Here is a 24,524-nt window from a genome sequence, read left to right on the forward strand (position 1 = left end):
TAGCGGATCACCACCCGAACCACTCGTGGAAGGTGTGCTGCATCATCGGCTCCAGGAAGCCGATCATCAGCACGGCCCAGACGCCGACGACGATCCAGAGCAGCTGCCGCTGGTACTTCGGCCCCTTGCTCCAGAAGTCCACGGCGATCAGCCGCAGGCCGTTGAACGCGTGGAACATGACGGCGCCGACCAGCCCGACCTCGAGGAGGTTCACGATCGGGTTCTTGTAGGTGCCGATGACCTGGTCGTAGGTATGCGGACTGACGCGGACCAGGGCCGTGTCGAGCACGTGTGCGAACAGGAAGAAGAACACCAGGACGCCCGTGACGCGCTGCGCCACCCAGCTCCACATGCCTTCCCGGCCGCGGTAGAGGGTGCCCCTGGCGCCCTTTGCTCCGCTTGCCATGCCCAGCCTCTCAGGAGAAGTAGCTGACGAGACGGCTACCGTTACCGTGCGCCGTCTTGACATGCGGACAGGCTTCGGTGCCAGCGGTCATGCTAACGATCATCAAGTGGACAAAACGGACTCGCAAGCCGAGTGTGACCAACTCCTCAGGGCTCCGGCGCCGAAGGGGGCGCGTTCGCCCTCGTGAGGGATTTGCCAACGAATTCGTTGGCTTAAATTCGCCGGTCAGCGGCGCGCGGCAGAGGGCGGGCTGGGAGCGGGCGGCTCGCCGCGGATGGCTATTGCGAAAACTAGAACGCGTTATTACCGTGCCCTTCGATCCGTAGCTGACAGTCCGTCAGAACCCACGGCCGGGAGGCGCCGCATGTCTGTCTCGACCAAGCCCGCGATCCCGGTCGACCGGGACTTCACCGATCCGGACCTCTACGAGGAGCGGATGCCGTTCGAGGAGTTCGCCGAGCTGCGCCGCACCGCGAGGCTGTGGTGGTGCGCCACCCCCGGCTCCCGGCAGCCGTTCGGCGACGAGGGGTACTGGGTGGCCTCGCGCCACGCGGACGTGAAGTACGTCTCGACCCACCCCGAGCTGTTCGGCTCCTCCCCGAACACGGCGCTGGTCCGCTACGGGCCGCAGGTGACGCGTGCCGACCTGGACATGCAGAAGGTCATCATGCTGAACGCCGACGCCCCGGACCACACCAAGATGCGGAACATCGTCCAGCGCGGCTTCACGCCCCGGTCGATCAACGCCCTGGAGTCGGTCCTGAAGGACCGCACCCGCCGCATCGTCGCCGAGGCGGTCGCCAAGGGCGGCGGCGACTTCGTCACCGACCTGGCCGGCGAGCTCCCGCTGCAGGCGATCGCGGACCTGATCGGCGTGCCCCAGGAGGACCGCTGGAAGCTGTTCACCTGGTCGAACACCATGACCGGCTACGACGACCCGGACCTGAACGTCAGCGAGGAGGACGGCAAGAACGCCTCCATCGAGCTGCTGATGTACGCGATGGGCCTGGCCGCCCAACGCCGCGAGCACCCCGAGGACGACATCGTCACGAAGCTCATCGAGGCCGACCGCGGCGACGGCTTCGGCAAGCTGAACGACGACGAGTTCGGCTTCTTCGTCCTGATGCTCGTCGTCGCCGGCAACGAGACCACCCGCAACGCCATCACCCACGGCATGCGCGCCTTCTTCGACAACCCGGCCCAGTGGGAGCTGTACAAGACGTCCCGCCCGAAGACCGCCGCCGACGAGATCGTCCGCTGGGCGACCCCGATCATCTCCTTCCAGCGCACGGCCCTGGCCGACACCTCCGTCGGCGACGTCGAGGTGAAGGCCGGCCAGCGCGTCGTGATGCTGTACTCCTCGGCGAACTACGACGAGACCGTGATCCCCGACCCGCACACGTTCGACATCAGCCGCGACCCGAACCCCCACCTGGGCTTCGGCGGCGGCGGCCCGCACTACTGCCTGGGCGCGAACCTGGCGAAGATGGAGATCAACCTGATGTTCGACACCCTGGCCGAGCTCGCCCCGGGCCTGGCGCCGGACGGTGACGTGCGGCGGCTGCGGTCGGCGTGGATCAACGGGATCAAGTCGCTGCCGGTGCGGTATCGGTAGGGGTGGGCCGTCACTGGTATGGCGTAGGAAGCGGCTCCGAGTGTTTCGTTTCAAACGAAAACGAAGCATGATGGAGGTGTGACCGAAATGCTGGAGCGCACCACGGTTTTCCCGGAGCCCGACCACGGCGAGGCGTTGCGAGCCCTGGCGGCGCTGCTCGACGCAGGGGAGCCGCTGCCGTCCGAACTGCCGTCCGAAGTGAACGCCGCGCTACGGTCGGTCCTGGGGATAATGCGCGACACCGGCGCGGTCGTGATCGCCTCGCTGCCCAAGGACCTGTCCACCGGAGAGGCTGCTGAGCTGCTGGGGATCTCCCGCCCCACGGTGGTCAGGCTCGCCGAGGACGGCGAGATCGAATACACACGTCCCTCAGTGCACCGCCGGGTCTCCCGGGAGTCCGTCCTCGCCTACCGCGAGCGGCGTGGACAGAAGCGGCGTGCCGGGATCGAAGAGATGCTGCGCATAGACGAGGAGGCCGGGGCGTCGACGGACGACCACCCGATGAAGCACCTGCGCTGACATCATGCAGACCGCGTTCTTGGACACCTGCGTCCTGTACCCCGCGACGTTGCGAGACGTGCTGCTGCGGCTGGCCGAGGCCGACGTGTTCGGTCCGCTGTGGTCGGAGCTGGTTCTGGACGAACTGCGTCGCAATCTCGAACCGGTGGTCGGACGAGAATCAGCCGGCCGGTTGCTGTCGGCTCTGCGAGGGGCGTTCGGTGACTCCGTCGTCGTCGGCTTCGAGCACCGGGTCGGCGATATGGCCAACCACTGGAAGGACCGGCACGTTCTCGCCGCCACCGTCCATTCCGAAGCCGAAGTCCTGGTCACGACCAACCTGAAGGACTTCCCGAGGCTGGTTCCCGAGACCGGAGCACGAGTGCTGCACCCGGACGAGTACCTGGTGGAGCTGCTGGAGACATCTCCAGGCGTGGTCTTGGAGACTCTGACCGCGAAGGTCGAGCAGCACCGTCGGGAGCCGAGGACACTGGACGGGCTGTTGACCGTACTGGCGAAGTCCGTCCCGCGGTTCGCCGAAGGAGTGCGGCGTCGGGACTTCGCTCGTCACGCCGAGTGACGCACGCCTCAACCCAGCCCGTTGGTGGCTTCAAGGCGGACGGAATACCCTGCGGACAGGAGGCCGCGTACCCCTCTGCCGCGAGCCCCGGAGCCTTTAAGGAGCCCGAACGTGTCATCGCTGAGCGAGTCCGGCCTGCCGATCGAGCCTGTGTACGGCCCGTCCGCGCTGAGCGGTTGGGATCCGGCGGAGAAGCTGGGGGAGCCGGGGGGCTTTCCCTTCACGCGGGGTGTGTATCCGTCGATGTACACCGGGAAGCCGTGGACGATGCGGCAGTACGCCGGGTTCGGGACGGCGGCCGAGTCGAATCGGCGGTACCACCAGCTGATCAACGCCGGGACGATGGGGCTCTCGGTGGCCTTCGACCTGCCCACGCAGATGGGATACGACTCGGATGAGGCGATAGCCGCCGGGGAGGTGGGCAAGGTCGGGGTCGCCATCGACTCGGTGGAGGACATGCGGGTGCTGTTCGACGGCATTCCGCTGGGGGAGGTGTCGACGTCGATGACGATCAACGCCCCGGGGTCCGTGCTGCTGCTGATGTACCAGCTGGTGGGCGAGGAGCAGGGGGTGCCGAGCGGCAAGCTCACCGGCACCATCCAGAACGACATCCTGAAGGAGTACATCGCGCGCGGGACGTACATCTTCCCGCCGAAGCCGTCGCTGCGGCTGGTGTCGAACGTCTTCCAGTACTGCCACCGTGAGATCCCCAAGTGGAACACCATCTCCATCAGCGGCTACCACATGGCCGAGGCCGGGGCCACGCCCGCGCAGGAGATCGCGTTCACGCTGGCCAACGGCATCGAGTACGTGCGCGCCGCCGTCGCGTCCGGGCTGGACGTCGACGACTTCGCGCCGCGCCTGTCCTTCTTCTTCGTGGCGCGCACCACGCTGCTGGAGGAGGTGGCGAAGTTCCGCGCGGCCCGGCGGATCTGGGCGCGGGTGATGCGGGACGAGTTCGGGGCCGAGAACCCCAAGTCGATGATGCTGCGCTTCCACACCCAGACCGCCGGGGTGCAGCTCACCGCCCAGCAGCCCGAGGTGAATCTGGTCCGCGTCGCCCTCCAGGGCCTCGGGGCGGTGCTCGGCGGAACCCAGTCGCTGCACACCAACTCCTTCGACGAGGCCATCGCCCTCCCCACCGAGAAGGCGGCCCGCCTCGCCCTGCGCACCCAGCAGGTCATCGCCTACGAGTCCGACGTCACCAAGACCGTCGACCCGTTCGCCGGCTCCTATGCCATCGAGGCCCTCACCGACGAGGTCGAGACCGCCGCGCTGGAGCTGATGGCCCGCGTCGAGGACTTCGGCGGCGCCGTCGCCGGCATCGAGGCCGGCTTCCAGAAGCAGGAGATCGAGCGCTCCGCCTACCAGATCGCCCAGGAGATCGACAGCGGCAAGCGCACGGTCGTCGGCGTCAACAAGTACACGATCGACGTCGAGGAGCCCTACGAGCCGCTCCGCGTCGACCCCGCGATCGAGGCCCAGCAGGCCGCGCGCCTCACCAAGCTGCGCGCCGAGCGCGACAACGTCGCCGTCACCAAGGCCCTCGACGAGATGAAGCGCGCCGCCGAGACCGACACCGAGAACGTCCTGTACCCGATGCGGGAGGCCCTCGCCGCGCGGGCCACCGGCGGCGAGGTCAGCCACGCGCTGCGCGACGTGTGGGGGACGTACGTGCCGGCGGACGCGTTCTAACCGCCGCCCACAACCCGGCGAAGGCCCTGGCCGCTCAGAAGGCGCCGGGGCCTTCGCCGTTCCCGCACGCGGGCAGGCAACCCATCCCGACCCCCTCGTGCTCTGGTAGGGCGGAAGGGGGTCGCGAATGCGAAAACAACCGGGCGGCGCGAAAGAGAGCGCCGGGACCGGGGCCGATGCCGACGCGGAGTTCCAGGCCTTCATGGCGGCACGGTGGCCCGGGCTGGTGCGGACCGCGTTCCTGCTGACTGGGGACCAGTTCCTCGCCGAAGACGTGGCGCAGACCGCGCTGACCAAGGTCTACGCGTCGTGGCGCCGGGTGCGCAGGGCCGACGACGTCGACGCCTACGTGCGGCGCGTGCTCGTCAACACCAACGCCGGGCGGTTCCGGAAACGGAGGGTGCCCGAGCACCTCGTGGCCGCGCCGCACGACGCGCGGGGATACGAGCCCCACGAGGGGATCGCGCAGCGGTCGGCGCTGATGACGGCGCTGGGCACGCTGCCCGCACGGCAGCGGGCGGTGGTGGTGCTGCGCTACTGGGAGGACTTGTCCGAACGGGAGGTCGCCGCGGTGCTCGGCTGCTCGCAGGGCACGGTCAAGAGCCAGGCGGCCAGGGCGCTCGCGAAGCTGCGGACCGACCCGGCGCTCGGTGGCGGCTTCGGCCACGGTGTGAGCGACCCCGTCAAGGTTCCCACCATGAGGAAGGATGGGGAATGAACCACGTATCAGAGCACGATGACCTGCACGCCGCCCTCGGCGAGCAGGTCGAGCAGCTGGTGATCACGGCCTCGCCGATCGAGGCCGTGATGCGGCACGGCACCGCGGTGCGTCACCGCCGCCGGCTCGCACTGACCTCGGGCGTGGCCGCGCTGGCGGTACTGCCGGTGGCCGCGGTGGCGGTGTTCGCCGGGGGCGCCGGTACCGCTCGCTCCGGCGAGGGGCAGGCCCATGCCGCCGCCGGGGCCGCGACCAGCCCGACCCACTCGACGAGCCCGACGAGCCCGACGAGCCCGACGAGCCCGACCAGCCCGACGAGCCCGACCAGCCCGACCAAGCCCATCATGGCCCCCACCGGGACCTTCGAGGACCGGGAAGGGCCGGTCGTCGCCCCGAACCCCCACGACGACTACCGGGTGGTGGCCTCCGGAACCCTCAACGGCCGGCACTGGCGCCTGGTCCGCGACCGGTTCGTCTACCCGAAGGACGAACGCCCGTCCAGCCCGGGGGAGCCGAACAACCACCTCCCGCAGTCCCAGCAGGGCCACGCCGGCACGGCCAGTTGCGAGGCGCTGGGTCTGCAGTGGGGCGACCGGGCGCCCGGCACGTTCCCGGATGCCTCGAGCCCCATGACCTGCGGCACCTTCGACCAGGTGTCCGGACCCGGCACGCTCGTCGAGAACCCTTCGACGACCGTCGGCGGGACCCTGACGGAACTGGCCGGCCGTGTCGACGGCACGAAGGTGGCGACGGTCACCCTCACCGTCGGCGATCGGGGCACCGCTCCGCAGCCGATCACCCGCGTGAGCGGTGAGGACTACGGCTACTACGTCTTCCTCGTGGACCGGTCCGTCATCGACGGCGCCGGCCGTTACACCCTCACGCTGCGCGACGCCGCCGGACACGTCGTCGACGTGATCGATCCGGCCGGGCCGGTGGCCGGCTCGTGATGTGACACGCCCAGCGCGGTCTCAGGCCAACTCGACTGGCCTGAGACCGCGACTACCATGGTCGCAGATCTGGGCAGACAGATCAGCGGGCAACAGGGATCAGGCCACACCGATCGGCGGCGTCAATGGGTGTCAACATGGGGATCGGCAAGTACGGCCGACGCGTCGCGGCGAAGGCCAAGCGGGAGGTCACCGGCTTGTTCCGGGCCAAGCCGCACGATCCCGGACACCCCGTCCCGGCCCCCCGCGAGGTCGCTCCCGCCGAGCACGTGAGCCCGGCCGGTGAGCCGGTCTGGTCGCCCAAGTCCGGCGGCACCTGCGCGAGCAGCGACGTCGAGGGCCGGATCCGTGCCTACGCCTCGGCCACCAGCGTGAACCGCGGCGACGGTGTCGATTTCATGGTCTCGGTGAACCCGCCCCAGCCGTTCACCGTCGAGGTGTTCCGGGTCGGCGCAGAAGATCTCAGCGTTCTGAAAACAGAGTCCTTGGAAGGCGCGACCCAGGACTGGTCCCGGCTGGACCTGTCCACCCGCACCATCACCTGCTCCTGGACCCCGACCTGGCACCTGGACGTCCCCGCCGACTGGCGCAGCGGCATCCACGTGGCCAAGCTCCGGACCGAGGACGGCCTCCAGACCTGCGTCCCCTTCGTGGTCCGCGACGACGCGACCGCGCACGACATCCTCGTCGGTCTGCCGTTCCCCACCTACCAGGCTTACAACGAGTACCCCAAGGACAAGAAGACCGGCGCGAGCCTCTACTACGCCTGGGAAGACGGCAAGATCTACACCGAGGGCAAAGCCGCCACCAAGGTCAGCCACGACCGGCCGTACCACGTCACCGGGTTGCCGGCGAACTTCGACCTGGACACCGCCTTCGCCAAGTGGATCGAGATCTGGGCCGACGCCAACGGCAAGACCGTCGGGTACGCCGACAGTGCGGACCTGCACGACGGCACGGTGGACCCGACCCGCCACAGGGCCCTGATCTTCCCCGGCCACGACGAGTACTGGTCGGCTCCGATGCGCGACGCGCTCGACAAGGCCATCGCGAACGGCACCCACGTCGCGTTTCTGGCCGCCAACAACGTGTACTGGCGTATCCGCCTCGAAGACGGCGGCCGTACCGTCGTCTGCTACAAGAACCGCCCCGACCCCGGTGCCGCCTCGGCGAACGAGCGCACCGCCCAGTGGCGCCAGATCGGCCGCCCCGAGCAGGCCGTCCTCGGCGCGCAGTACGTCTCGACGCTGAAGGGCACCGCTCCGCTCGTCGTCGACAACGCGGGGCACTGGTTCTGGGAGGGCACCGGCGTGCGCGACGGCGAGCGGATCCCCGAACTGCTGTGGGGCGAGTGCGATCAGGTGCAGCCCTGGGTGCGGAGTCCGGACGGCGTCGAGATCCTCGCCGCCTCCCCCTACACCGGACAGGGCCGGCCGCGAATTCAGCACACTGTCCTGCACCGCACGCCAGCCGGCGGACTGGTCTTCGACGGCGGCACGTTCCACTGGGCGAAAGGCTTGTCCGCGCACGGGATCGCGGATTCGCGCATCCAGCGCGCCACCGCGAACCTGCTGGCGCGGATGCTGGTTCAGTAGCGGATGAGGACCCTGTCGCGGCGTCCGTCCGGACCCGGCACGAAGTCCACCGACGTCGGCGGCACTCCGTCCAGTCCGCCGACGTCCGTGCCGCCGAGCGACGCCTTCGTGACGGCCGCGCGCATCTCCGGCGACCACACGTCGGAGCGGAACAGGATCCTGCGATACGCGCCCGGGTCCACGAACCCGGCGTGCAGGTCGAGGCTGGTCGCGAAGTCGGTGTCCACCATCGCCTCCACGTAGGCCGCGTCGGCGGCGAACGCCTGCGGCAGGCCGTTCCCGGCGAACGGCCGGTCCAGCGACACCGCCCGCGCCCGCCGCACCTCCGGAGTCGGCCACGGGTTCGCCGCCGCGTACTCCGCGAACGGCAGGATCACGAGCGTCGGGAACCCGGCGGCCAGCGGGGCCCGCACCACGAAGGGCACGTAGGCGCTCCGGCCCCGCAGCGCCACGGCCGACAGCAGCGGCGCCTCGACGCTGAAGCGTGCGACGTACAGGCCCGGCGGCCACGACTCCGGGATGTCCAGCAGCAGCGACGGTTCCCAGTCGCACCACGTCAGCGGGACGCCCACGCCGTCGGCGAGCGGGGGCGCGGCGGCCCCGGACCCGACCCGGACCCACGCCACCGAGGCGCCGTCCTGGTCCTCGCCGGCGAAGCGCACCGCCGGGGTCGGAACGGGCGTCCCGATCCGCCGCACCGCCACCGAGCACGCGGCCCGGCTCGGCACCGAGACGCGGAACTCCATGGTGCCGCCGGCCGGGGCGCTCGGGGACGAGGCGTAGGCCTGGACCGCGCGCACCGCGCCGGCGCGGCGGCGGGTGCCGGACAGCGGCAACGGCAGCGGCAGCGACAGCGGCGGGAGGGCGGGCCGGCGGGTCTTCACAATCGGCAACCCTGGCACGCGGAACGCGGCGAGTGCCCTTCCTACCCACTCGGGCCATACCGCAATCCTCCGATCGGGTCAGAAAACCGTGATCTTCTTCACCCGATCAGCGCATCATTTGACTGACTTGCAGCGCGGCACGAGGGGACGGGCCTACCCTTGGCCAATGGACCTGGCCCACGAAGCGCCGGTCGCGAGCGACTCGGCACCGTCACTGCATCCGGCACCGACTCCGGCACCGGATCAGCACACGCACGTCCTGGACATCGCCGGACACCTCGTACCCGAGCTGGTCCTCTTCCGCCGCGACCTGCACGCCAACCCGGAACTGAGCCGGGCCGAGTTCCGCACCACCGCGGCCATCGCGGCCAAACTGGAGCGGGCTGGCCTGAGCCCGCGGGTGCGCGGCGTGGGCAGCGGCCTGGTCTGCGACATCGTCCCGCCGGGCACCGAGAAGCTGCCGTACCTGGCCTTCCGCGCCGACATCGACGCGCTGCCGATCGAGGAGAACAACGAGCTGGAGTTCCGCTCGCGGGTGCCCGGCGTGATGCACGCGTGCGGCCACGACGTGCACACCGCCGTGGTGCTGGGCACCGGCCTGACCCTGGCCGAACTGGCCCGCGCCGGCCACCTGCGGCGCCCGGTGCGGCTGATCTTCCAGCCGGCCGAGGAGTCGATGCCCGGCGGCGCCCTGGACATGGTCGCCGAGGGCGCGCTGTACGGGGTCAGCAAGATCCTGTCCATCCACTGCGACCCGCGGCTGGACGTCGGCCACGTCGGACTGCGCACCGGCCCGCTGACCGCGGCCTGCGACATGGTCTCGCTGACCCTGGACGGCCCCGGCGGCCACACCTCCCGCCCGCACCTGACCGCCGACCTGGTCTACGCCCTGGCCTCGATCGTCGCCGAGGTGCCGGCCGCGCTGTCCCGGCGCATCGACCCGCGGGCCGGCCTGTCCCTGGTGTGGGGCCAGATCTCGGCCGGCAGCGCGGCCAACGCCATCCCCAGCAGCGGCACCGCCCGGGGCACCATCCGCACCCTGGACCAGGACGCCTGGAACCAGGCGCCGGACGTGGTCCACGAGCTGATCGACGCGATCGCCGCGAAGTTCGGCGTCAAGCACACCCTGGACTACGTGCAGGGTGTGCCGCCGGTGGTGAACGAGGCCGAGTCGGTGGCCCTGTTGCGCACCGCCGCCTCCCGCTCGCTCGGCGCCGAGGCCGTGGTCAGCACTCCGCAGTCGCTCGGCGGCGAGGACTTCGCCTGGTACCTGCAGCGGGTGCCGGGCGCGATGGCCCGGCTGGGCGTGCGCACCCCCGGCGACAAGGCGGTGCGCGACCTGCACCAGGGCACGTTCCTGGCCGACGAGGGCGCGATCGCGGCCGGGGTGCGGATGCTGGCCACCGCGGCCCTGGTGGACTGGATCGGCTGAGCGGACCGGACCGGCTGAGCGGACTGGATCGGCTGAGCGGACCCTGGGAACGCCCCGGCGACCGCACCACGACGGGAAGGTGACGGGGGCGCGGCGGGAGCACCCCGCCGGTGATGCCCGTTCTTCCCCCGACGACCACGGGTTGTCACCCCGCGCCCCTTTCACCCGCCTTCGCCGGTGACAGGCGAGTGCGCCCCGTAATCGCTCGGAAGCGTCGTGCGATCTTGCCGAAAACGATCTCACGTTCCGGGATCACAGGTGTATTGCGATGTGGCTCCGCAACCGCTGAACTGACTGACCGGTAGGTCGCGCCTGCTTACGCTGTCTACCGTCGTCCACATCGTGGCTGTGTTATCGAAAAGATCTGGAGGGGGAGCCGTGCGCACCACCAACATGACCAGGATCGCTTCCGCCGCGGCCGTGGTGGCCCTGGCCGCCGCGGGCTGCGGTTCGAAGTCCACGCCCGCTGCTTCGGGTTCGTCGAGCTCCACCGGCTCGGCGCCGAGCTCGGCTTCCTCGTCCGCCTCGTCCGCCACGTCGTCGAGCTCCGGCGGCACCTCGAACGCGAACTTCTCCGCGTGCATGGTGACCGACACCGGCGGCATCGACGACCGCTCGTTCAACGCCTCGGCGTGGGCCGGCATGCAGGCCGCCGAGAAGGACGGGAAGGCGAAGGTCCAGTACCTGCAGTCGACCAGCGAGAACGACTACGTCCCGAACATCACCGCGCTCGAGGGCAAGAACTGCAACCTGATCGTCACGGTCGGCGGCCTGATGGCGGACGCCACCAACGCCCAGGCCGAGGCCAAGACCTCGCAGAACTTCGCGATCGTGGACCACAGCTCGGCGAACGACAAGACCAACAAGCCCGAGCCGAACGTGCACGGCCTGCAGTTCAACACCGCCCAGGGCGCGTTCCTGGCCGGCTACCTGGCCGCCGGCACCTCCAAGTCCGGCGTGGTGGCCACCTGGGGCGGCCTGAACATTCCGCCGGTGACCATCTACATGGACGGCTTCTGGGAGGGCGTCCAGTACTACAACAAGGTCAAGGGCAAGAGCGTCAAGGTCCTGGGCTGGGACGAGACCAGCCCCAGCGGCGGCTCGTTCTCCAAGTCGTTCACCGACACCAACGTCGGCAAGTCCCTGACCGACGGGTTCATCAACCAGGGCGCCGACATCGTCTTCGCGGTCGCCGGCGGTGCCGGCCGCGGCGCCACCGCGGCGGCCAAGGGCGGCAAGGCCAAGGTGATCTGGGTCGACACCGACGGCTGCGTCTCGGACGCCGACGACTGCGGCGTGTTCCTGGCCTCGGTCACCAAGGGCATCGACACTGCGGTGAAGAAGGTCGTCGAGGACGCCGCGGCCGGCAACTTCAAGGGCGGCAGCCAGGACGTCCTGGACCTCTCCAACGGCGGCACCGATCTGGTCTACGGCAAGACCCTGGGCTCCTCGATCCCGAGCGACCTGCAGGCCGAGATCACCGCGCTGAAGGGCCAGATCACCTCCGGCGCCGTCAAGATCAACTCGCCGAGCCAGCCGAAGTAACCCCCTCGGGAAGCGACAGAACCTGATGCGACTGGAACTCCGTGGCATCACCAAGACGTTCGGGTCGGTGGCGGCGAACTCCGCCATCGACCTGACCGTCGAACCCGGTGAGATCCACTGCCTGTTGGGCGAGAACGGGGCCGGCAAGTCGACCCTGATGAACATCCTCTACGGTCTGCTGACCCCGGACTCCGGGGAGATCGTGGTGGACGGGGAGGCACGTGAGTTCAAGTCGCCGCGCGACGCGATCGCGGCCGGGATCGGCATGGTGCACCAGCACTTCATGCTGGTCCCGGTCTTCACCGTCGCCGAGAACCTGGTGCTGGGCCACGAGGAGAGCCGCGGCGGCCCGCTGGGCTGGCTGGACCGCCGCAAGGCCCGCCAGGACGTGAAGGAGGTCTCGGCCCGCTATGGCCTGCCGGTGGACCCCGACGCGCTGGTCGAGGACCTGCCGGTGGGCGTGCAGCAGCGGGTCGAGATCGTCAAGGCCCTGATGCGGGACGCCGAGGTGCTGATCCTCGACGAGCCCACCGCGGTGCTCACCCCGCAGGAGACCGAGGAGCTGTTCACGGTCATGCGCGGGCTGAAGGCGGCCGGCAAGTCGGTCGTGTTCATCACCCACAAGCTGAACGAGGTCCGGGCGGTCGCCGACCGGATCACCGTCATCCGCCGCGGGAAGGTGGTCGGCGACGCCGAGCCCACCGCGACCGCGCGCGAGCTGGCCTCCCTGATGGTCGGCCGCGACGTGCGGCTGGTCGTGGAGAAGGAGCCGCGCGAGCCCGGCGAGGTGGCGCTGCGGGTGCAGGGCCTGAAGGTCCGCGACGACCGCGGCTTCCTGGCCGTCGACGACGTCTCCTTCGACCTGCACGCCGGGGAGGTCCTCGGGATCGCCGGGGTGCAGGGCAACGGGCAGACCGAGCTGGTCGAGGCGATCACCGGCCTGCGCCCGGCCGAGGGGTCGGCGCTGCTGCGCGGCCGCGAGCTGGTCGGCGCCACGCCGCGGCAGGTGCTGCGCCAGGGCCTCGGGCACGTTCCGGAGGACCGCCAGCACGACGGTCTGGTGCCGGACTTCTCGATCGCCGAGAACCTGGTCCTGGACGAGGCCGACCGGGCCCCCTTCGGGAACGCGCTGATGCTGGACCTGGACGCGATCGCGAAGAACGGCGCCGACCGGCTCGCCGAGTTCGACATCCGGGCCGAGTCCGCGCAGACCCCGGCGTCGTCGCTGTCCGGAGGCAACCAGCAGAAGGTCGTGGTGGCCCGTGCGCTGCAGCGCGACCCCAGCCTGCTGGTCGCCTCGCAGCCGACCCGCGGGGTGGACGTCGGCGCCATGGAGTTCATCCACAAGCGGATCATCGAGCAGCGCGACGCCGGCAAGCCGGTGCTGATCGTGTCCACCGAGCTGGACGAGATCACCGCGCTGTCGGACCGGATCGCGGTGATGTACCGGGGCCGGATCGTGGGCATCGTCCCGCCGGACACGTCGAACGAGGAGCTCGGCCTGCTGATGGCCGGCAGCGTCGGCGAGGACGGGTCCGGCCAGGACGCGGCCGAGCTTGAGGCCGAGCCTGAGGCCGAGACCGAGCCTGAGGCCCAGTCCGAGGCCCAGTCCGAGGCCGAGGCCGACGTGCCGGCGCCGCGCGCGGCGTCCGAGGAAGCCCCCGCCGAAATGAGCGCGGCAGACAGCGCCGAAGAGAGCAGCGAGACCGCCGATGAGTAACCGGCTGAAGCGAATTCTCGTCGGGATCACCACGGCCAACACCGTCACCGTCACGGTGCTGGCGTTCGCGCTGGCGCTGGTGATCGGCGGGATCCTGATGATCGTGTCGGACCAGCACCTGCTGCACGAGTGGGGCTACGTCACCAGCGTCCCGGGCGACGCCTTCCGCGACTCCTGGGACAAGGTCTCCGGCGGCTACGCCGACATGTTCAAGGGCGCGGTCTACGACCCGGACGCCCCGCAGGCCCTGCGGCCGATCGAGAACACCATCGTCAACGCCACTCCGCTGGTCTTCGCCGGCCTGGCGGTGGCCGTGCCGTTCCGCGCCGGCCTGTTCAACATCGGCGGCCAGAGCCAGCTGATCATCGGCGCGGTGGGCGCCACCTGGATCGGTTTCACCGTCTCGCTGCCGCTGCCGCTGCACGTGCTGCTGGCGATCGTCGTCGGCATGCTCTGCGGCGGACTGGTCGGCGGGCTGATCGGGCTGCTCAAGGCGCGCTTCGGGGCGCACGAGGTGATCAGCTCGATCATGCTGAACAACATCGCCCTGGGCGTCCTGGCCTGGCTGATCAGCACCAAGGCGTTCCACGACCCCAAGCGCCAGGACGCGATCAGCAAGCCGGTCAAGGACTCCGCGCTGCTGCCGCACATCCACGGCAGCAGCCCCGAGGTGAACCTGTCCACGCTGCTCGCGATCGTCGCCGTGGTCCTGGTGTGGTGGCTGATGTCCCGCTCCACGCTCGGGTTCCGGCTGCGGGCCGTGGGCTCGAACCCGGACGCGGCGAACACCGCCGGCATCTCGGTGGCCCGCACCCAGGTCTACGCGATGCTGATCGCGGGGGCCCTGATGGGCCTGGTGGCGGTGACCCAGGTGACCGGCACGCTGTCGGCCTCGCACGCGATGACCAACACCCTGGACAACGGCATCGGCTTCACCGGCATCACGGTGGCGCTGCTGGGCCGGGGCAAGCCGGTCGGCGTGGCGCTGGCGGCGCTGCTGTTCGGCGCGCTGAACGCCGGCGGCCGGGTGATGGAGGCCTCGACCCAGCCCACGGTGCCGCACGACGTGGTGACCGTGCTGCAGGCCGTCATCGTGGTCTTCGTCGCGGCGCCGATGCTGGTGCAGGAGATCTTCCGGCTGCGCGACGTGCGGCGCACCCGCGGCGGCGCGGCGCCCTCGGCGGCCCCGCCGGCGGCCGTCGACTCCGCGGTGGAGCCGGTGGTCTGAATGCGTTCTGAGCGCGCGTTGACGTACGTGATGAGGACGGCCGACCCGGCCTCGAAGGTGGAGGTTCGCTGATGGCCGTCGCGACGATCGCCGCCCCCGCGGCCCTGGCCGCCCCCGAGGCGGACGCCCGGCGGCGCGCCGCCGGCGCCGCGCAGATCGTGATGGGCGTGGTGGCGCTGTTCGCCTTCGGGCTGGGCTCGCGCACCGCCCACGGCGCCGACACCACCTTCGGGATGACGCTGATCTCGAAGCAGGGCACCCACGTGCCGGACTGGGTCTTCCCGGCCCGTCCGGTGATCGTGGCGCTGGCCCTGGTCTGCGTCCTGGCCGGGATCGCCCGCCTGGCCGTCGAGCTGCCCCGCCTCTGGCGCCTGGCCTCGACCTCGCTGGTGCTGTTCTGCTTCACCTTCGCCTTCATGGCCTGGAGCGCCGCCGACCCCAAGGGCGGCGAGCGGCTGATCATCCCGTCGCTGCTGAACTCGATGGTGGTGGCCGCGGTCCCGCTGGTCCTGGGCGCCCTGGGCGGCGTGGTCGGCGAGCGCTCCGGCGTGGTCAACGTGGCCATCGAGGGCCAGCTGCTGTTCGGCGGCTTCATGACCGCGCTGGTCGGCTCGGCCACCCACAACCTGTTCATCGGCGTGATCGCCGGGACGCTGGCCGGCGCGCTGATGGGCCTGCTGCTGGCGGTGCTGGCGATCCGCTACCTGATCGAGCAGGTCGTGCTCGGCGTGGTGCTGAACCTGCTGGCCCTGGGCGTCACCGGCTTCCTCTACAAGTCGCTGATGCAGACCAACCAGAGCTCGTACAACAGCGTCACGCAGTTCGACTCCTTCCGGATTCCGGGCCTGGCCTCGATCTGGGTCGTCGGCCCGGTGCTGTTCGACCAGCCGCTGGTCATCTACGTGACGGTGATCCTGGTGGTGCTGGTGCACCTCGGGCTGTTCCGCACCCGCTGGGGCCTGCGCACCCGCGCGGTCGGCGAGCACCCGGCCGCCGCCGACACCGTCGGCGTCAAGGTGCTGCGCCTGCGCTACCGCAACGTGATGCTGGGCGGCGCGTTCGCCGGCCTCGGCGGCGCCTGGCTGGTCGGCAACGTCGGCAACTTCACCGAGTCGATGACCAACGGCAAGGGGTTCATCGCCCTGGCCGCGGTGATCTTCGGCCGCTGGTCGCCGTTCGGCGCGCTGGCCGCCGCGGGGCTGTTCGGCTTCACGGCCGCCCTGGCGGACCAGACCTCGTCGCTGCAGCTGCCGATCCCCTCGGACCTGTTGAGCACGCTGCCGTATGTGGCGACGCTGTTCGCGGTGGCAGGACTCATCGGCCGGGTGCGCGCACCCGCCGCCGATGGCAAGCCCTACATCAAGGGTTAGCGGTTACGCTGACCGCCATGGAGATCGACTGGCCCGCCCTGCGCACCGCGGCACGTGAGGCGATGGCGCACGCCTACGCGCCGTACTCGAAGTTCCCGGTGGGCGCGGCGGCATTGGTGGACGACGGCCGGATCGTCTCGGGATGCAACGTGGAGAACGCCTCCTACGGCCTCACGTTGTGCGCGGAGTGCGGGCTGGTGTCCGCGCTCCACGCCTCCGGCGGCGGGCGGCTCGTGGCCTTCGCCTGTGTCGACGGCGCCGGCGCGGCGCTGATGCCGTGCGGCCGCTGCCGGCAGCTCCTCTTCGAGTTCGGCGGGCCCGGTCTGCTGGTGGACCTGGGACCCGATGCGGAGCCGACGACGATGTCGGACCTCCTTCCGCTGGCCTTCGGGCCGGACAACCTCAGCTAGGGACAGTTCATGGACGCCATCACCGTCATCCGTGCCAAGCGCGACCGCGCGGAGCTCACCGACGAGCAGATCGACTGGATCCTCGCCGCCTACACCGACGGCCGGGTGGCCGACGAGCAGATGGCCGCGCTGGCGATGGCCATCCTGCTGAACGGCATGAACCGCCGGGAGATCGCGCGCTGGACGCAGGCGATGATCTCCTCCGGCGAGCGGATGGACTTCTCCATGCTGTCCCGGCCCACCGTCGACAAGCACTCCACCGGCGGGGTCGGCGACAAGATCACGCTGCCGCTGGCGCCGCTGGTCGCCGCGTGCGGGGCCGCCGTGCCGCAGTTGTCCGGGCGCGGGCTGGGCCACACCGGCGGCACCCTGGACAAGCTGGAGTCGATCCCGGGCTGGCGGGCCTGGCTGTCGACCGCCGAGATGCTGGCCGTGCTGGAAGACGCCGGCGCCGTGGTCTGCGCGGCCGGTGAGGGTCTGGCCCCGGCGGACCGCAAGCTCTACGCGCTGCGCGACGTGACCGGCACCGTCGAGTCGATACCGCTGATCGCCTCCTCGATCATGTCGAAGAAGATCGCCGAGGGCACCGGCGCGCTGGTGCTGGACGTGAAGTGCGGCAGCGGCGCGTTCATGAAGGACTTCGCGCACGCCCGCGAGCTGGCCGAGACGATGGTCGCGCTCGGCACCGATCACGGCGTGCGGACCAGTGCCCTGATCACCGCGATGGACAACCCGCTGGGCCGCACCGCCGGCAACGCGCTGGAGGTGCGCGAGTCGGTGGAGGTGCTGGCCGGCGGCGGTCCGGCGGACGTCCGCGAGCTGACGCTGGCGCTGGCCCGCGAGATGCTCGACGCGGCCGGCCTGGGCGACGTCGACCCGGCCGCCAAGCTCGACGACGGCTCGGCGATGGACGCCTGGAAGCGCATGATCGGCGCCCAGGGCGGCGACCCGGACGCCGAGCTGCCGACGGCGAAGGAGACCCACGTGGTCACCGCCGACCGCGACGGTGTGCTGGTCGGCCTGGACTCGTACAAGGTCGGCGTCGCGGCCTGGCGCCTCGGTGCGGGCCGGGCCCGCAAGGAGGACGCGGTCCAGGCCGGGGCCGGCGTGCAGTGGCACGCGGTGCCCGGTGACGCGGTCGCCGCCGGCCAGCCGCTGTTCACCCTGCACACCGACACCCCGGAGATGTTCGACTCCGCCCTGGAGAGCCTCGCGGGCGCGGCCGACATCGCCGCCGTGGGCACGGAGTTCACGCGGCAGCCGCTTGTGCTGGACCGCGTGGTCGCCTCGACCAGGTAATGTCTGGTCATGGATGAAGAGCTGATCCGCAGGGCTCCGAAGGCCCTGCTGCACGACCACCTCGACGGTGGTCTGCGCCCGCAGACGGTCATCGAACTGGCCGACCAGTACGGATACGCCGGCCTGCCGGACCACGACGGCACCGCCGAGGGCCTCGGGCGCTGGTTCGCCGAGGCCGCCGACTCCGGGTCGCTGCCCCGGTATCTGGAGACCTTCCAGCACACGGTCGGCGTCATGCAGCACGCCGACGCGCTGTTCCGGGTGGCCGCCGAGTGCGCCGAGGACCTCGCCGCCGACGGCGTCGTGTACGCCGAGTCGCGGTACGCGCCCGAACAGCACCTGGAAGCCGGGCTGGGCCTGGACGAGGTCGTGGAGGCGGTGGACGCCGGCTTCCGCGAGGGGGAGCGGCGGGCCGCGGCCGCCGGCCGCCCGATCAAGGTCACCACGATCCTCACCGCGATGCGGCACGCCGCGCGCTCGAAGGAGATCGCCGAACTCGCGGTGCGGCACCGGGACCGGGGCGTGTCAGGGTTCGACATCGCCGGGGCCGAGGCCGGCTACCCGCCCACCCGGCACCTGGACGCCTTCGAGTACCTGCGGCGCGAGAACTTCCACTTCACGATCCACGCCGGCGAGGCGTTCGGGCTGCCCTCGATCTGGGAGGCGCTGCAGTGGTGCGGCGCGGACCGGCTCGGGCACGGCAACACCATCATGGACGACATCCTGGTGGACGCCGAGGGCCGGGCGACGCTCGGGCGGCTGGCGGCGTACGTGCGCGACAAGCGGATCCCGCTGGAGATGTGCCCGACGTCCAATCTCCAGACCGGAGCGGCCGTCTCGTACGAGACCCACCCGATCGGGCTGCTCCGGGAATTGCACTTCCGGGTGACGGTGAACACCGACAACCGGCTGATGAGTTCGACCTCGATGACGCGTGAGTTCGCCGAACTGCACAAGGCCCTCGGCTACGGCCTGGACGACATGCGGTGGTTCACGATAAACGCTCTGAAGTCGGCGTTCCTGCCCTTCGACCAGCGCCTGGAGCTGATCAACGGCGTGGTGAAGCCGGCGTACGAAGCGCTGCGCGACGAGGTGTCTTCGAACCCTGCTTAAGGCTGGACGGTCCGCCGGAACCGTCCCGGAGAACCGCGGAAACCGTTCTGTTATGTGAGAAGGGAACTCACCTTTTCGGCGGAGGACGTGTTGGATCCGCCTTGTCGTTTCGGTACCTTGCGTATTCGCCGCATCGCACACCGCGGTCGCGGTCCACTGCGTCAGTTCGTGAGGTATCACCGATGTCGAAGGTCACCCCCAGCGCGCTCCGCGGTCTGAGCGTCGCCGCCGGCACCGTCGGCCTGGCCGCCGTCGGGGCGGCGGTCGCGGCCGCTCCGGCCGGTGCCGCCGTGCCCGGTCTGTCGGGGCTCGGCGGTGGCGGCCTCCCGCTGTCCACCAACGCCCTGTCGGCCGTGAAGGGTCTGCTGTCCCACAACCCCGGCCAGATCGCCGGGGTGCCGATCGCCGGGCTGCCGGGGCTGAGCCAGCTCTCCGACGCGATGGACGCCGCCGGGCCGGGCGTGCAGGCGATCCCGGGCCTGTCCAGCCTCGGCTTCGGGGCGCCGTCGGCCGAGACCCGCAGCCGCAAGGTCGACGACGACCACCAGAGCGCGGCCCACGCGGCCTCCGCGGCGAAGGCCGCCCAGACCGCCGCCACCATGCCCGTTCCCGCCGCCCCCGGCGCCCCCGCCGCCCCCGCTGCGCCGGGCGCGGTCCCGCCGCCCGCCGCGACCCCGCAGCCGGCGGCCTCGCCCCCGGCGGCGAAGGGCCCGCTGTCGAACGTCACCGACGCCCTCCCGGTCAAGAGCCTGCCGGTGATCGGCGGCCTGGCCGGCGGCCTGCCGCTGCTGGGCGGCGGGGGCGGCCTCGGCGGCCTGCCGCTGGGCTAGCCCCGGACCGGTTCCCGGAACCGGCACCCGAAGGCGGCCGGCGGACGCTCCGCCGGCCGCACCCCACGCTCCACTGAACGCCGAACCCGGGCCGCAGACAGTGAAGACCGGCGGCTTGGATGCCACCCGTGCGATCAGGGCACGGACATACTCCGGCGAACGGCCGGTTACGATAGGTGACTTTTTCCGGCGGCCGCGCCGACTCCCGCATCGGGGGTCGCGCGGCCGTCGCGCTGTGCTCAGTTGCCGAACGGGCTGGGGGAGCCGACCGGCTTGGTCCCCCTGGCCGGGGGCGCGGTCGGACCCGGGCTGTTGTCCTGGAAGACCGAGGGACAGTCGTCCCAGTCGTACTTCGAGCCGCTGGGGAAGATGAACTGGGTCGAGTACTTCTGGCCGTCGTAGGGCTGCTGCTGGCGCCAGAACGCGTCGAAGGTGCACGCCATCTGCTTCAACGCGACGGAGCCGAGCTTCGGCGGGTTGAGGACCACGAACTCATGGGCGCTGTCGGTCGCCATGAGCTCGACGTCCGGCGGCACGGAGGTGTCGAGGTTGCTGGCCTGTTCGTCCTCGGTCACCGTCGACAGGTACTGCAGCAGATCGGGGGCCTGTCTCGGCTTCTTGGCGACGAAGCGCGTGACCCGGTACACGCTGGCGTTGTCCCTCGGCACCAGGAAAAGGGTCACCTTCTCGTTCCCGCCGGCCGACGACGCCGGGGGCGAGTCCGAGGTGTGGGAGACGCTGAACAGCGGCGTGCTGGCCACGTTCACCCCGGTCGGCTGCACGCCGCACGCGCCCGCCGTCAGTGCCACGACGGCGGCCGGTACCGCCGCCGTCTGCCATCGTCGCCTCATGTCAGGTCTCCCGGTTCCCGCAGGGGCAGGCGGAGCGTGAACACCGCGCCCCCCTCGGGGTGGTTGCCGCCGCTGAGCTCGCCGCCGTGGATGTGCGCGTTCTCGTAGGCGATCGACAGGCCCAGCCCGCTGCCCTCGGACCGGCCACGGGCCTTGTCGGCCTTGTAGAAGCGCTCGAAGATGTGCTCCAGGGCGTCCGGCGGGATGCCGGGCCCGTGGTCGCGCACCTGGAGCAGCAGGTTCTGGTGGTGCACCCCGATGGACAGCTCCACCGGGCCGTCGCCGCCGTGTTTGACGGCGTTGCCCACCATGTTGGCCACGATCACGTCGATCCTCCGCTGGTCGACGGCGACCGGCATGCTCTCGGGGACGTTCAGGGCCACCCTCCCGGTCCAGCCGCGGGCGGCCAGGCAGCCGTGGACCAGGGCGACCAGGTCCACCTCCTCGCGCCGGAGCTCCGCGGTGCCGGCGTCGAACCGGGAGACCTCCATCAGGTCCTCCACCAGGCGGGCCAGCCGCCGGGTCTCGGCGACGATGAGCTGCGCGGCCGGCGCGCTCTCGTCGCCGACGTCGGTCGCCTCCTCCAGCATGTCCGTCACGGCGGTCATCGCGGTCAGGGGCGTGCGCAGCTCGTGCGAGACGTCGGCGACGAAGCGCCGCGAGGAGGCCTCCAGCGACCGCAGCTCGGCGATCGAGCGCTCCAGGGCGTCGGCGGTCTCGTTGAAGGTGCGTGAGACGTCCGCGACCTCGTCGTTGCCGCGCACCTCGACCCGGGTGTCGAGCTTGCCCGAGCCCAGGCGGCGGGCGGCGATCCCCAGGCGCCGCAGCGGGAGCAGCACCCCGCGGGAGGCCAGCAGGCCCAGCGCCAGCGATATGGCGATGGCGACCGCCGAGGCGATGCCCGAGTTCTGCGCCAGCCGGTTCAGGTCCTCCTGCTGCGGCTGCAGGCTCACGAAGTCGTAGACCTCGACGTTCCGGGGCTGGACCGAACTGGCGAGGATCAGGAAGGGCTGGCCGTTCACCTTCGTGCGCTGCCAGGCCACCGCCCCCGTGCGCGCCTTGGCGCGCAAACCGGCCGGGACCGCCTCGTAGGTGAGCGTGTCGTTGGTCGTGGCCGGACGCACCTGGTCCTTGAACAGGACCCAGTTGTTGCCGCCCGAGGACTGCAGGTCGATCGCCAGGTCCTGCAGCTCGCTGGAGGTGGTCTCGGAGCCGTCGATCTGCTGCTTGTACTGGTTGACCGCGGCGTCGAACTGCTGCACCGACGTCTCGTTGATGCGGACCATCAGCGACTGCCGCGTCAGCACGTACGACACCCCGGTCACGGCCGCCGACGTCAGCAGGGCCACCGCCGCGAACGCCGCCAGGAGCCGCATCCGCAGCCCGGTCAGGCGCAGCGGCCGCCGGTGCCGCTGCCGCTCGCGCTCCGCCCGCCGCGGCAGCTCCGCCCGTCTCGCCGCCCGCGGCGGCTTCGGCCTAAGCACGGGGCGGATCCAGGCGGTAGCCGACGCCGCGCACCGTCTTGATCAGCGTCGGCTCGGCCGGCACGTCCTCGACCTTGGCCCGCAGCCGCTGGACGCACGCGTCCACGAGCCGCGAGTCGCCGAGGTAGTCGTGCTCCCAGACCAGCCGCAGCAACTGCTGGCGGGACAGGGCCTGCCCGGCGTGCCGGGACAGCTCCATCACCAGCTTCAGCTCGGTCGGCGTCAACGGTATCGGCACCCCGCGCTTGCTCACCGTCATCGCCGACCGGTCGACGGTCAGGTCGCCGTAGACGGCCACGTCCGACGTGTCCCGTTCGCCGCGGCGCAGCACGGCGCGGATCCGGGCGTCCAGGACCCGCGGCTGGACCGGCTTCACGACGTAGTCGTCGGCCCCGGACTCCAGGCCCACCACGACGTCGATGTCGTCGCTGCGCGCGGTGAGCAGGATGATCGGCAGCTGCTCGGTCCGCCGGATCTGCCGGCACACCTCGAAGCCGTCCACCCCGGGCAGCATCACGTCGAGCACGATCAGATCGGGGCGCACGCTCTTGTAGTTCGCCAGCGCCTCCTCCCCGCTCGCGGCGGTCGCGACCTGGTGGCCCTGACGGGTCAGGGCGAGCTGGAGCGCCGTGCGGATGGCGGCGTCGTCTTCGACCAGGAGCAGGGACGGCATGGTCACATTGTGCCTTGACCTGGGAGGCTCTCAGGAAGTCCTCAGGAAGGGGCTGTTGCACGGCTGTGACACGCCGGGGACGAAGCCACGAAGGGCGGCTACGAATCTCTTACCCATGACCGCTTATGCCCCCGACGCCACCGGCGCCCGCGACGACTTCTCGGAGTATGTCGCCGCCCGCCGGACGACGCTGCTGCGCGCGGCCAGCCAGCTGACGCCCAACCCCGCCGACGCCGAGGACCTCCTCCAGGAGGGCCTGGTGAAGGTGTACGGGGCGTGGAACCGGATCGCCGACAAGCGGGTGGCGCACGCCTATGTGCGGCGCACGATGTCGAACCACCAGATCTCCCAGTGGCGCCGCCACCGGGTCGAGGAGTACCCCGCTTCCGACGAACTCCCCGACTCCCCGGTGTGGGACCCGGAGACGGAGCGTGTCGAGCTGCGCACCGTCCTGCACAGCGCGCTCGCCGCCCTTCCGCACCGCGATCGCCAGGTCCTGGCGCTGCGCTATTACGGCTCCTACACCGACTCCGAGATCGCCGAGCGCCTCGGGATGTCGGTGGGCACGGTGAAGTCCACACTGTGGCGCGCGTTGCGGAAACTGCGGGAGAACGGTGCCGTCCGCACTCTGCACGCCGACCTCGTCGCCGCCTGAGCTGTCCATAAACCGGTCATCGGTTACGGCACCACCCCGATTCGGCAATGCCTTGGCAAAGCCAAATCGCCGTCAACCGCCTGATTCCGCAATGACCTGACGACTTTTAGTTCCAGCGCCCCTGGTTATGTGGAAGGCTGTCAGCCGAAGACTGACCGACTCACAGTTAGGGGCTAGAGGTCATGCCTCCGATAGCTCAGCGCCTGCGCGAACCGGCGGCCTTTGTGCTGCTCGCGTTCGGCGCGATCAGCACGCTGTTCCACACCATCACGTTCCTGTTCGGCCCGGGCCAGAACAACAACGGGTTCGGCGGTGGGCCGTCCTTCTCGGACCGCGCCTACCTCAACGCCGGCACGCTGGTGAGCATCGAGGTCGTGGTCGCGCTCCTCGGCGCGGTGTGGCTCGCCCACCTGGGCTCGCAGCTGAAGAACGCCAAGGTGATCTCCCTGCTGGCCCTCGGCGCCATCGGCATCGCGGACCTGTTCGGCGTGGTCGCCCTGTTCTCCGGCTTCGGCGCCGACGGCCCGAGCGGCTGGGACAAGACCCAGAGCTTCTTCATCACCGTCGCCCAGCTCGCCGTCGCGGCCGTCGCTTCGTGGCTGATCTACGGCTACTTCCAGCAGCACGCCCCGGCCCGTCCGGCGCCCGGCTTCGGCCAGCCCCCGCAGAACCAGTGGGGCCAGCCGCAGCAGCAGCCGCCGCAGCAGCAGCCGCCGCAGCAGGGCCAGTGGGGTCCGCCGCCCCAGCAGCAGCAGCCGCCGCAGCAGGGCCAGTGGGGCCCGCCCCCGGCGCAGCAGCAGCCGCCGGCGCCGCAGCCGCAGTGGGGCCAGCCGCAGCAGCAGTCGCAGGACGCCGACTCGATGATGACCCAGGCCATCCCGACGGTGCCTCCGGCGCAGCAGCAGCCGCAGCAGCAGGGCGAGGGTGGTCTGCCGATCGGAAACTGGACGGCGGAGTAAGCGTCCAGCGCACG

General features: G+C 70.8%; 23 protein-coding genes. 18 read left to right on the forward strand and 5 right to left on the reverse strand.

What is annotated here, in order from left to right:
- Positions 1–7: 7 nt before the first annotated feature.
- On the reverse strand, positions 8–406 hold the full coding sequence (gene sdhC, locus ABD466_RS17525; RefSeq protein ID WP_344658136.1) for a succinate dehydrogenase, cytochrome b556 subunit: 399 nt from the start codon (positions 404–406) through the stop codon (positions 8–10).
- Between the two features lie 364 nt (positions 407–770).
- Between sdhC and ABD466_RS17530 the strand changes: the two genes are divergently transcribed.
- From ABD466_RS17530 to ABD466_RS17560, 7 genes are all read left to right on the forward strand, one after another.
- Positions 771–2,021, forward strand: coding sequence for a cytochrome P450 (locus ABD466_RS17530; RefSeq protein ID WP_344658137.1), 1,251 nt, complete (start codon positions 771–773; stop codon positions 2,019–2,021).
- Positions 2,022–2,108: 87 nt separating this feature from the next.
- The gene (locus ABD466_RS17535; RefSeq protein ID WP_344658194.1) at positions 2,109–2,540 is read left to right on the forward strand and encodes a helix-turn-helix domain-containing protein; all 432 of its coding nucleotides are present in this window, start codon (positions 2,109–2,111) and stop codon (positions 2,538–2,540) included.
- 4 nt (positions 2,541–2,544) lie between these two features.
- A complete protein-coding gene (locus ABD466_RS17540; RefSeq protein ID WP_344658138.1) occupies positions 2,545–3,099 on the forward strand; it encodes a VapC50 family PIN domain-containing toxin in 555 nt (184 codons plus the stop codon).
- Positions 3,100–3,210: 111 nt separating this feature from the next.
- Complete coding sequence (locus tag ABD466_RS17545) at positions 3,211–4,794, forward strand: acyl-CoA mutase large subunit family protein (protein WP_344658139.1); 1,584 nt, start codon at positions 3,211–3,213, stop codon at positions 4,792–4,794.
- A gap of 127 nt (positions 4,795–4,921) precedes the next feature.
- A complete protein-coding gene (locus tag ABD466_RS17550; RefSeq protein WP_344658140.1) occupies positions 4,922–5,512 on the forward strand; it encodes a SigE family RNA polymerase sigma factor in 591 nt (196 codons plus the stop codon).
- Positions 5,509–6,462, forward strand: coding sequence for a hypothetical protein (locus ABD466_RS17555; RefSeq protein ID WP_344658141.1), 954 nt, complete (start codon positions 5,509–5,511; stop codon positions 6,460–6,462). Before ABD466_RS17550 ends, ABD466_RS17555 begins: the two co-directional genes overlap by 4 nt.
- A 137-nt stretch (positions 6,463–6,599) precedes the next feature.
- Positions 6,600–8,057, forward strand: a complete 1,458-nt coding sequence (locus ABD466_RS17560) for a N,N-dimethylformamidase beta subunit family domain-containing protein (RefSeq protein WP_344658142.1) — start codon at positions 6,600–6,602, stop codon at positions 8,055–8,057.
- Here ABD466_RS17560 and ABD466_RS17565 read toward each other — a convergent pair.
- Positions 8,051–8,941 carry a N,N-dimethylformamidase beta subunit family domain-containing protein gene (locus ABD466_RS17565; RefSeq protein WP_344658143.1) on the reverse strand — a complete coding sequence of 297 codons (891 nt, stop codon included), beginning with the start codon at positions 8,939–8,941 and terminating at the stop codon, positions 8,051–8,053. The genes ABD466_RS17560 and ABD466_RS17565 overlap by 7 nt on opposite strands.
- A 166-nt stretch (positions 8,942–9,107) precedes the next feature.
- On the opposite strand from ABD466_RS17565, the gene ABD466_RS17570 reads away from it, so the two are divergent.
- The 9 genes from ABD466_RS17570 to ABD466_RS17610 all read left to right on the forward strand — a co-directional run bounded on the left by ABD466_RS17570 (position 9,108) and on the right by ABD466_RS17610 (position 19,888).
- Positions 9,108–10,373 carry an amidohydrolase gene (locus ABD466_RS17570; protein ID WP_344658144.1) on the forward strand — a complete coding sequence of 422 codons (1,266 nt, stop codon included), beginning with the start codon at positions 9,108–9,110 and terminating at the stop codon, positions 10,371–10,373.
- Between the two features lie 378 nt (positions 10,374–10,751).
- Complete coding sequence (locus ABD466_RS17575) at positions 10,752–11,918, forward strand: BMP family lipoprotein (protein ID WP_344658145.1); 1,167 nt, start codon at positions 10,752–10,754, stop codon at positions 11,916–11,918.
- Between the two features lie 25 nt (positions 11,919–11,943).
- Complete coding sequence (locus tag ABD466_RS17580) at positions 11,944–13,638, forward strand: ABC transporter ATP-binding protein (protein WP_344658146.1); 1,695 nt, start codon at positions 11,944–11,946, stop codon at positions 13,636–13,638.
- Positions 13,631–14,866 carry an ABC transporter permease gene (locus ABD466_RS17585; protein ID WP_344658147.1) on the forward strand — a complete coding sequence of 412 codons (1,236 nt, stop codon included), beginning with the start codon at positions 13,631–13,633 and terminating at the stop codon, positions 14,864–14,866. The genes ABD466_RS17580 and ABD466_RS17585 overlap by 8 nt, the downstream gene beginning before the upstream one ends.
- Positions 14,867–14,937: 71 nt before the next feature.
- Positions 14,938–16,236 carry an ABC transporter permease gene (locus ABD466_RS17590; protein WP_344658148.1) on the forward strand — a complete coding sequence of 433 codons (1,299 nt, stop codon included), beginning with the start codon at positions 14,938–14,940 and terminating at the stop codon, positions 16,234–16,236.
- 17 nt (positions 16,237–16,253) lie between these two features.
- A complete protein-coding gene (locus tag ABD466_RS17595; RefSeq protein ID WP_344658149.1) occupies positions 16,254–16,646 on the forward strand; it encodes a cytidine deaminase in 393 nt (130 codons plus the stop codon).
- Between the two features lie 9 nt (positions 16,647–16,655).
- A complete protein-coding gene (locus tag ABD466_RS17600; protein WP_344658150.1) occupies positions 16,656–17,945 on the forward strand; it encodes a thymidine phosphorylase in 1,290 nt (429 codons plus the stop codon).
- 9 nt (positions 17,946–17,954) lie between these two features.
- Complete coding sequence (locus ABD466_RS17605) at positions 17,955–19,058, forward strand: adenosine deaminase (protein ID WP_344658151.1); 1,104 nt, start codon at positions 17,955–17,957, stop codon at positions 19,056–19,058.
- Positions 19,059–19,240: 182 nt separating this feature from the next.
- Positions 19,241–19,888 carry a hypothetical protein gene (locus ABD466_RS17610; RefSeq protein WP_344658152.1) on the forward strand — a complete coding sequence of 216 codons (648 nt, stop codon included), beginning with the start codon at positions 19,241–19,243 and terminating at the stop codon, positions 19,886–19,888.
- Between the two features lie 239 nt (positions 19,889–20,127).
- Here the strand turns inward: ABD466_RS17610 and ABD466_RS17615 are convergent, their stop codons facing one another.
- The 3 genes from ABD466_RS17615 to ABD466_RS17625 are packed head-to-tail and all read right to left on the reverse strand — an operon-like array spanning position 20,128 to position 22,896.
- Positions 20,128–20,739, reverse strand: a complete 612-nt coding sequence (locus ABD466_RS17615; RefSeq protein WP_344658153.1) for a hypothetical protein — start codon at positions 20,737–20,739, stop codon at positions 20,128–20,130.
- Positions 20,736–22,223, reverse strand: a complete 1,488-nt coding sequence (locus tag ABD466_RS17620; RefSeq protein ID WP_344658154.1) for an ATP-binding protein — start codon at positions 22,221–22,223, stop codon at positions 20,736–20,738. The genes ABD466_RS17615 and ABD466_RS17620 overlap by 4 nt, the downstream gene beginning before the upstream one ends.
- Complete coding sequence (locus ABD466_RS17625) at positions 22,216–22,896, reverse strand: response regulator (protein WP_344658155.1); 681 nt, start codon at positions 22,894–22,896, stop codon at positions 22,216–22,218. Before ABD466_RS17625 ends, ABD466_RS17620 begins: the two co-directional genes overlap by 8 nt.
- Positions 22,897–23,011: 115 nt before the next feature.
- Between ABD466_RS17625 and ABD466_RS17630 the strand changes: the two genes are divergently transcribed.
- Entirely contained in the window at positions 23,012–23,551 is a 540-nt protein-coding gene (locus ABD466_RS17630) for a SigE family RNA polymerase sigma factor (protein ID WP_344658156.1), read from the forward strand.
- Between the two features lie 182 nt (positions 23,552–23,733).
- Entirely contained in the window at positions 23,734–24,510 is a 777-nt protein-coding gene (locus ABD466_RS17635) for a hypothetical protein (RefSeq protein WP_344658157.1), read from the forward strand.
- Positions 24,511–24,524: the final 14 nt, after the last annotated feature.

Source organism: Catenulispora subtropica (genome assembly GCF_039531675.1).
Lineage (GTDB): Bacteria > Actinomycetota > Actinomycetes > Streptomycetales > Catenulisporaceae > Catenulispora > Catenulispora subtropica.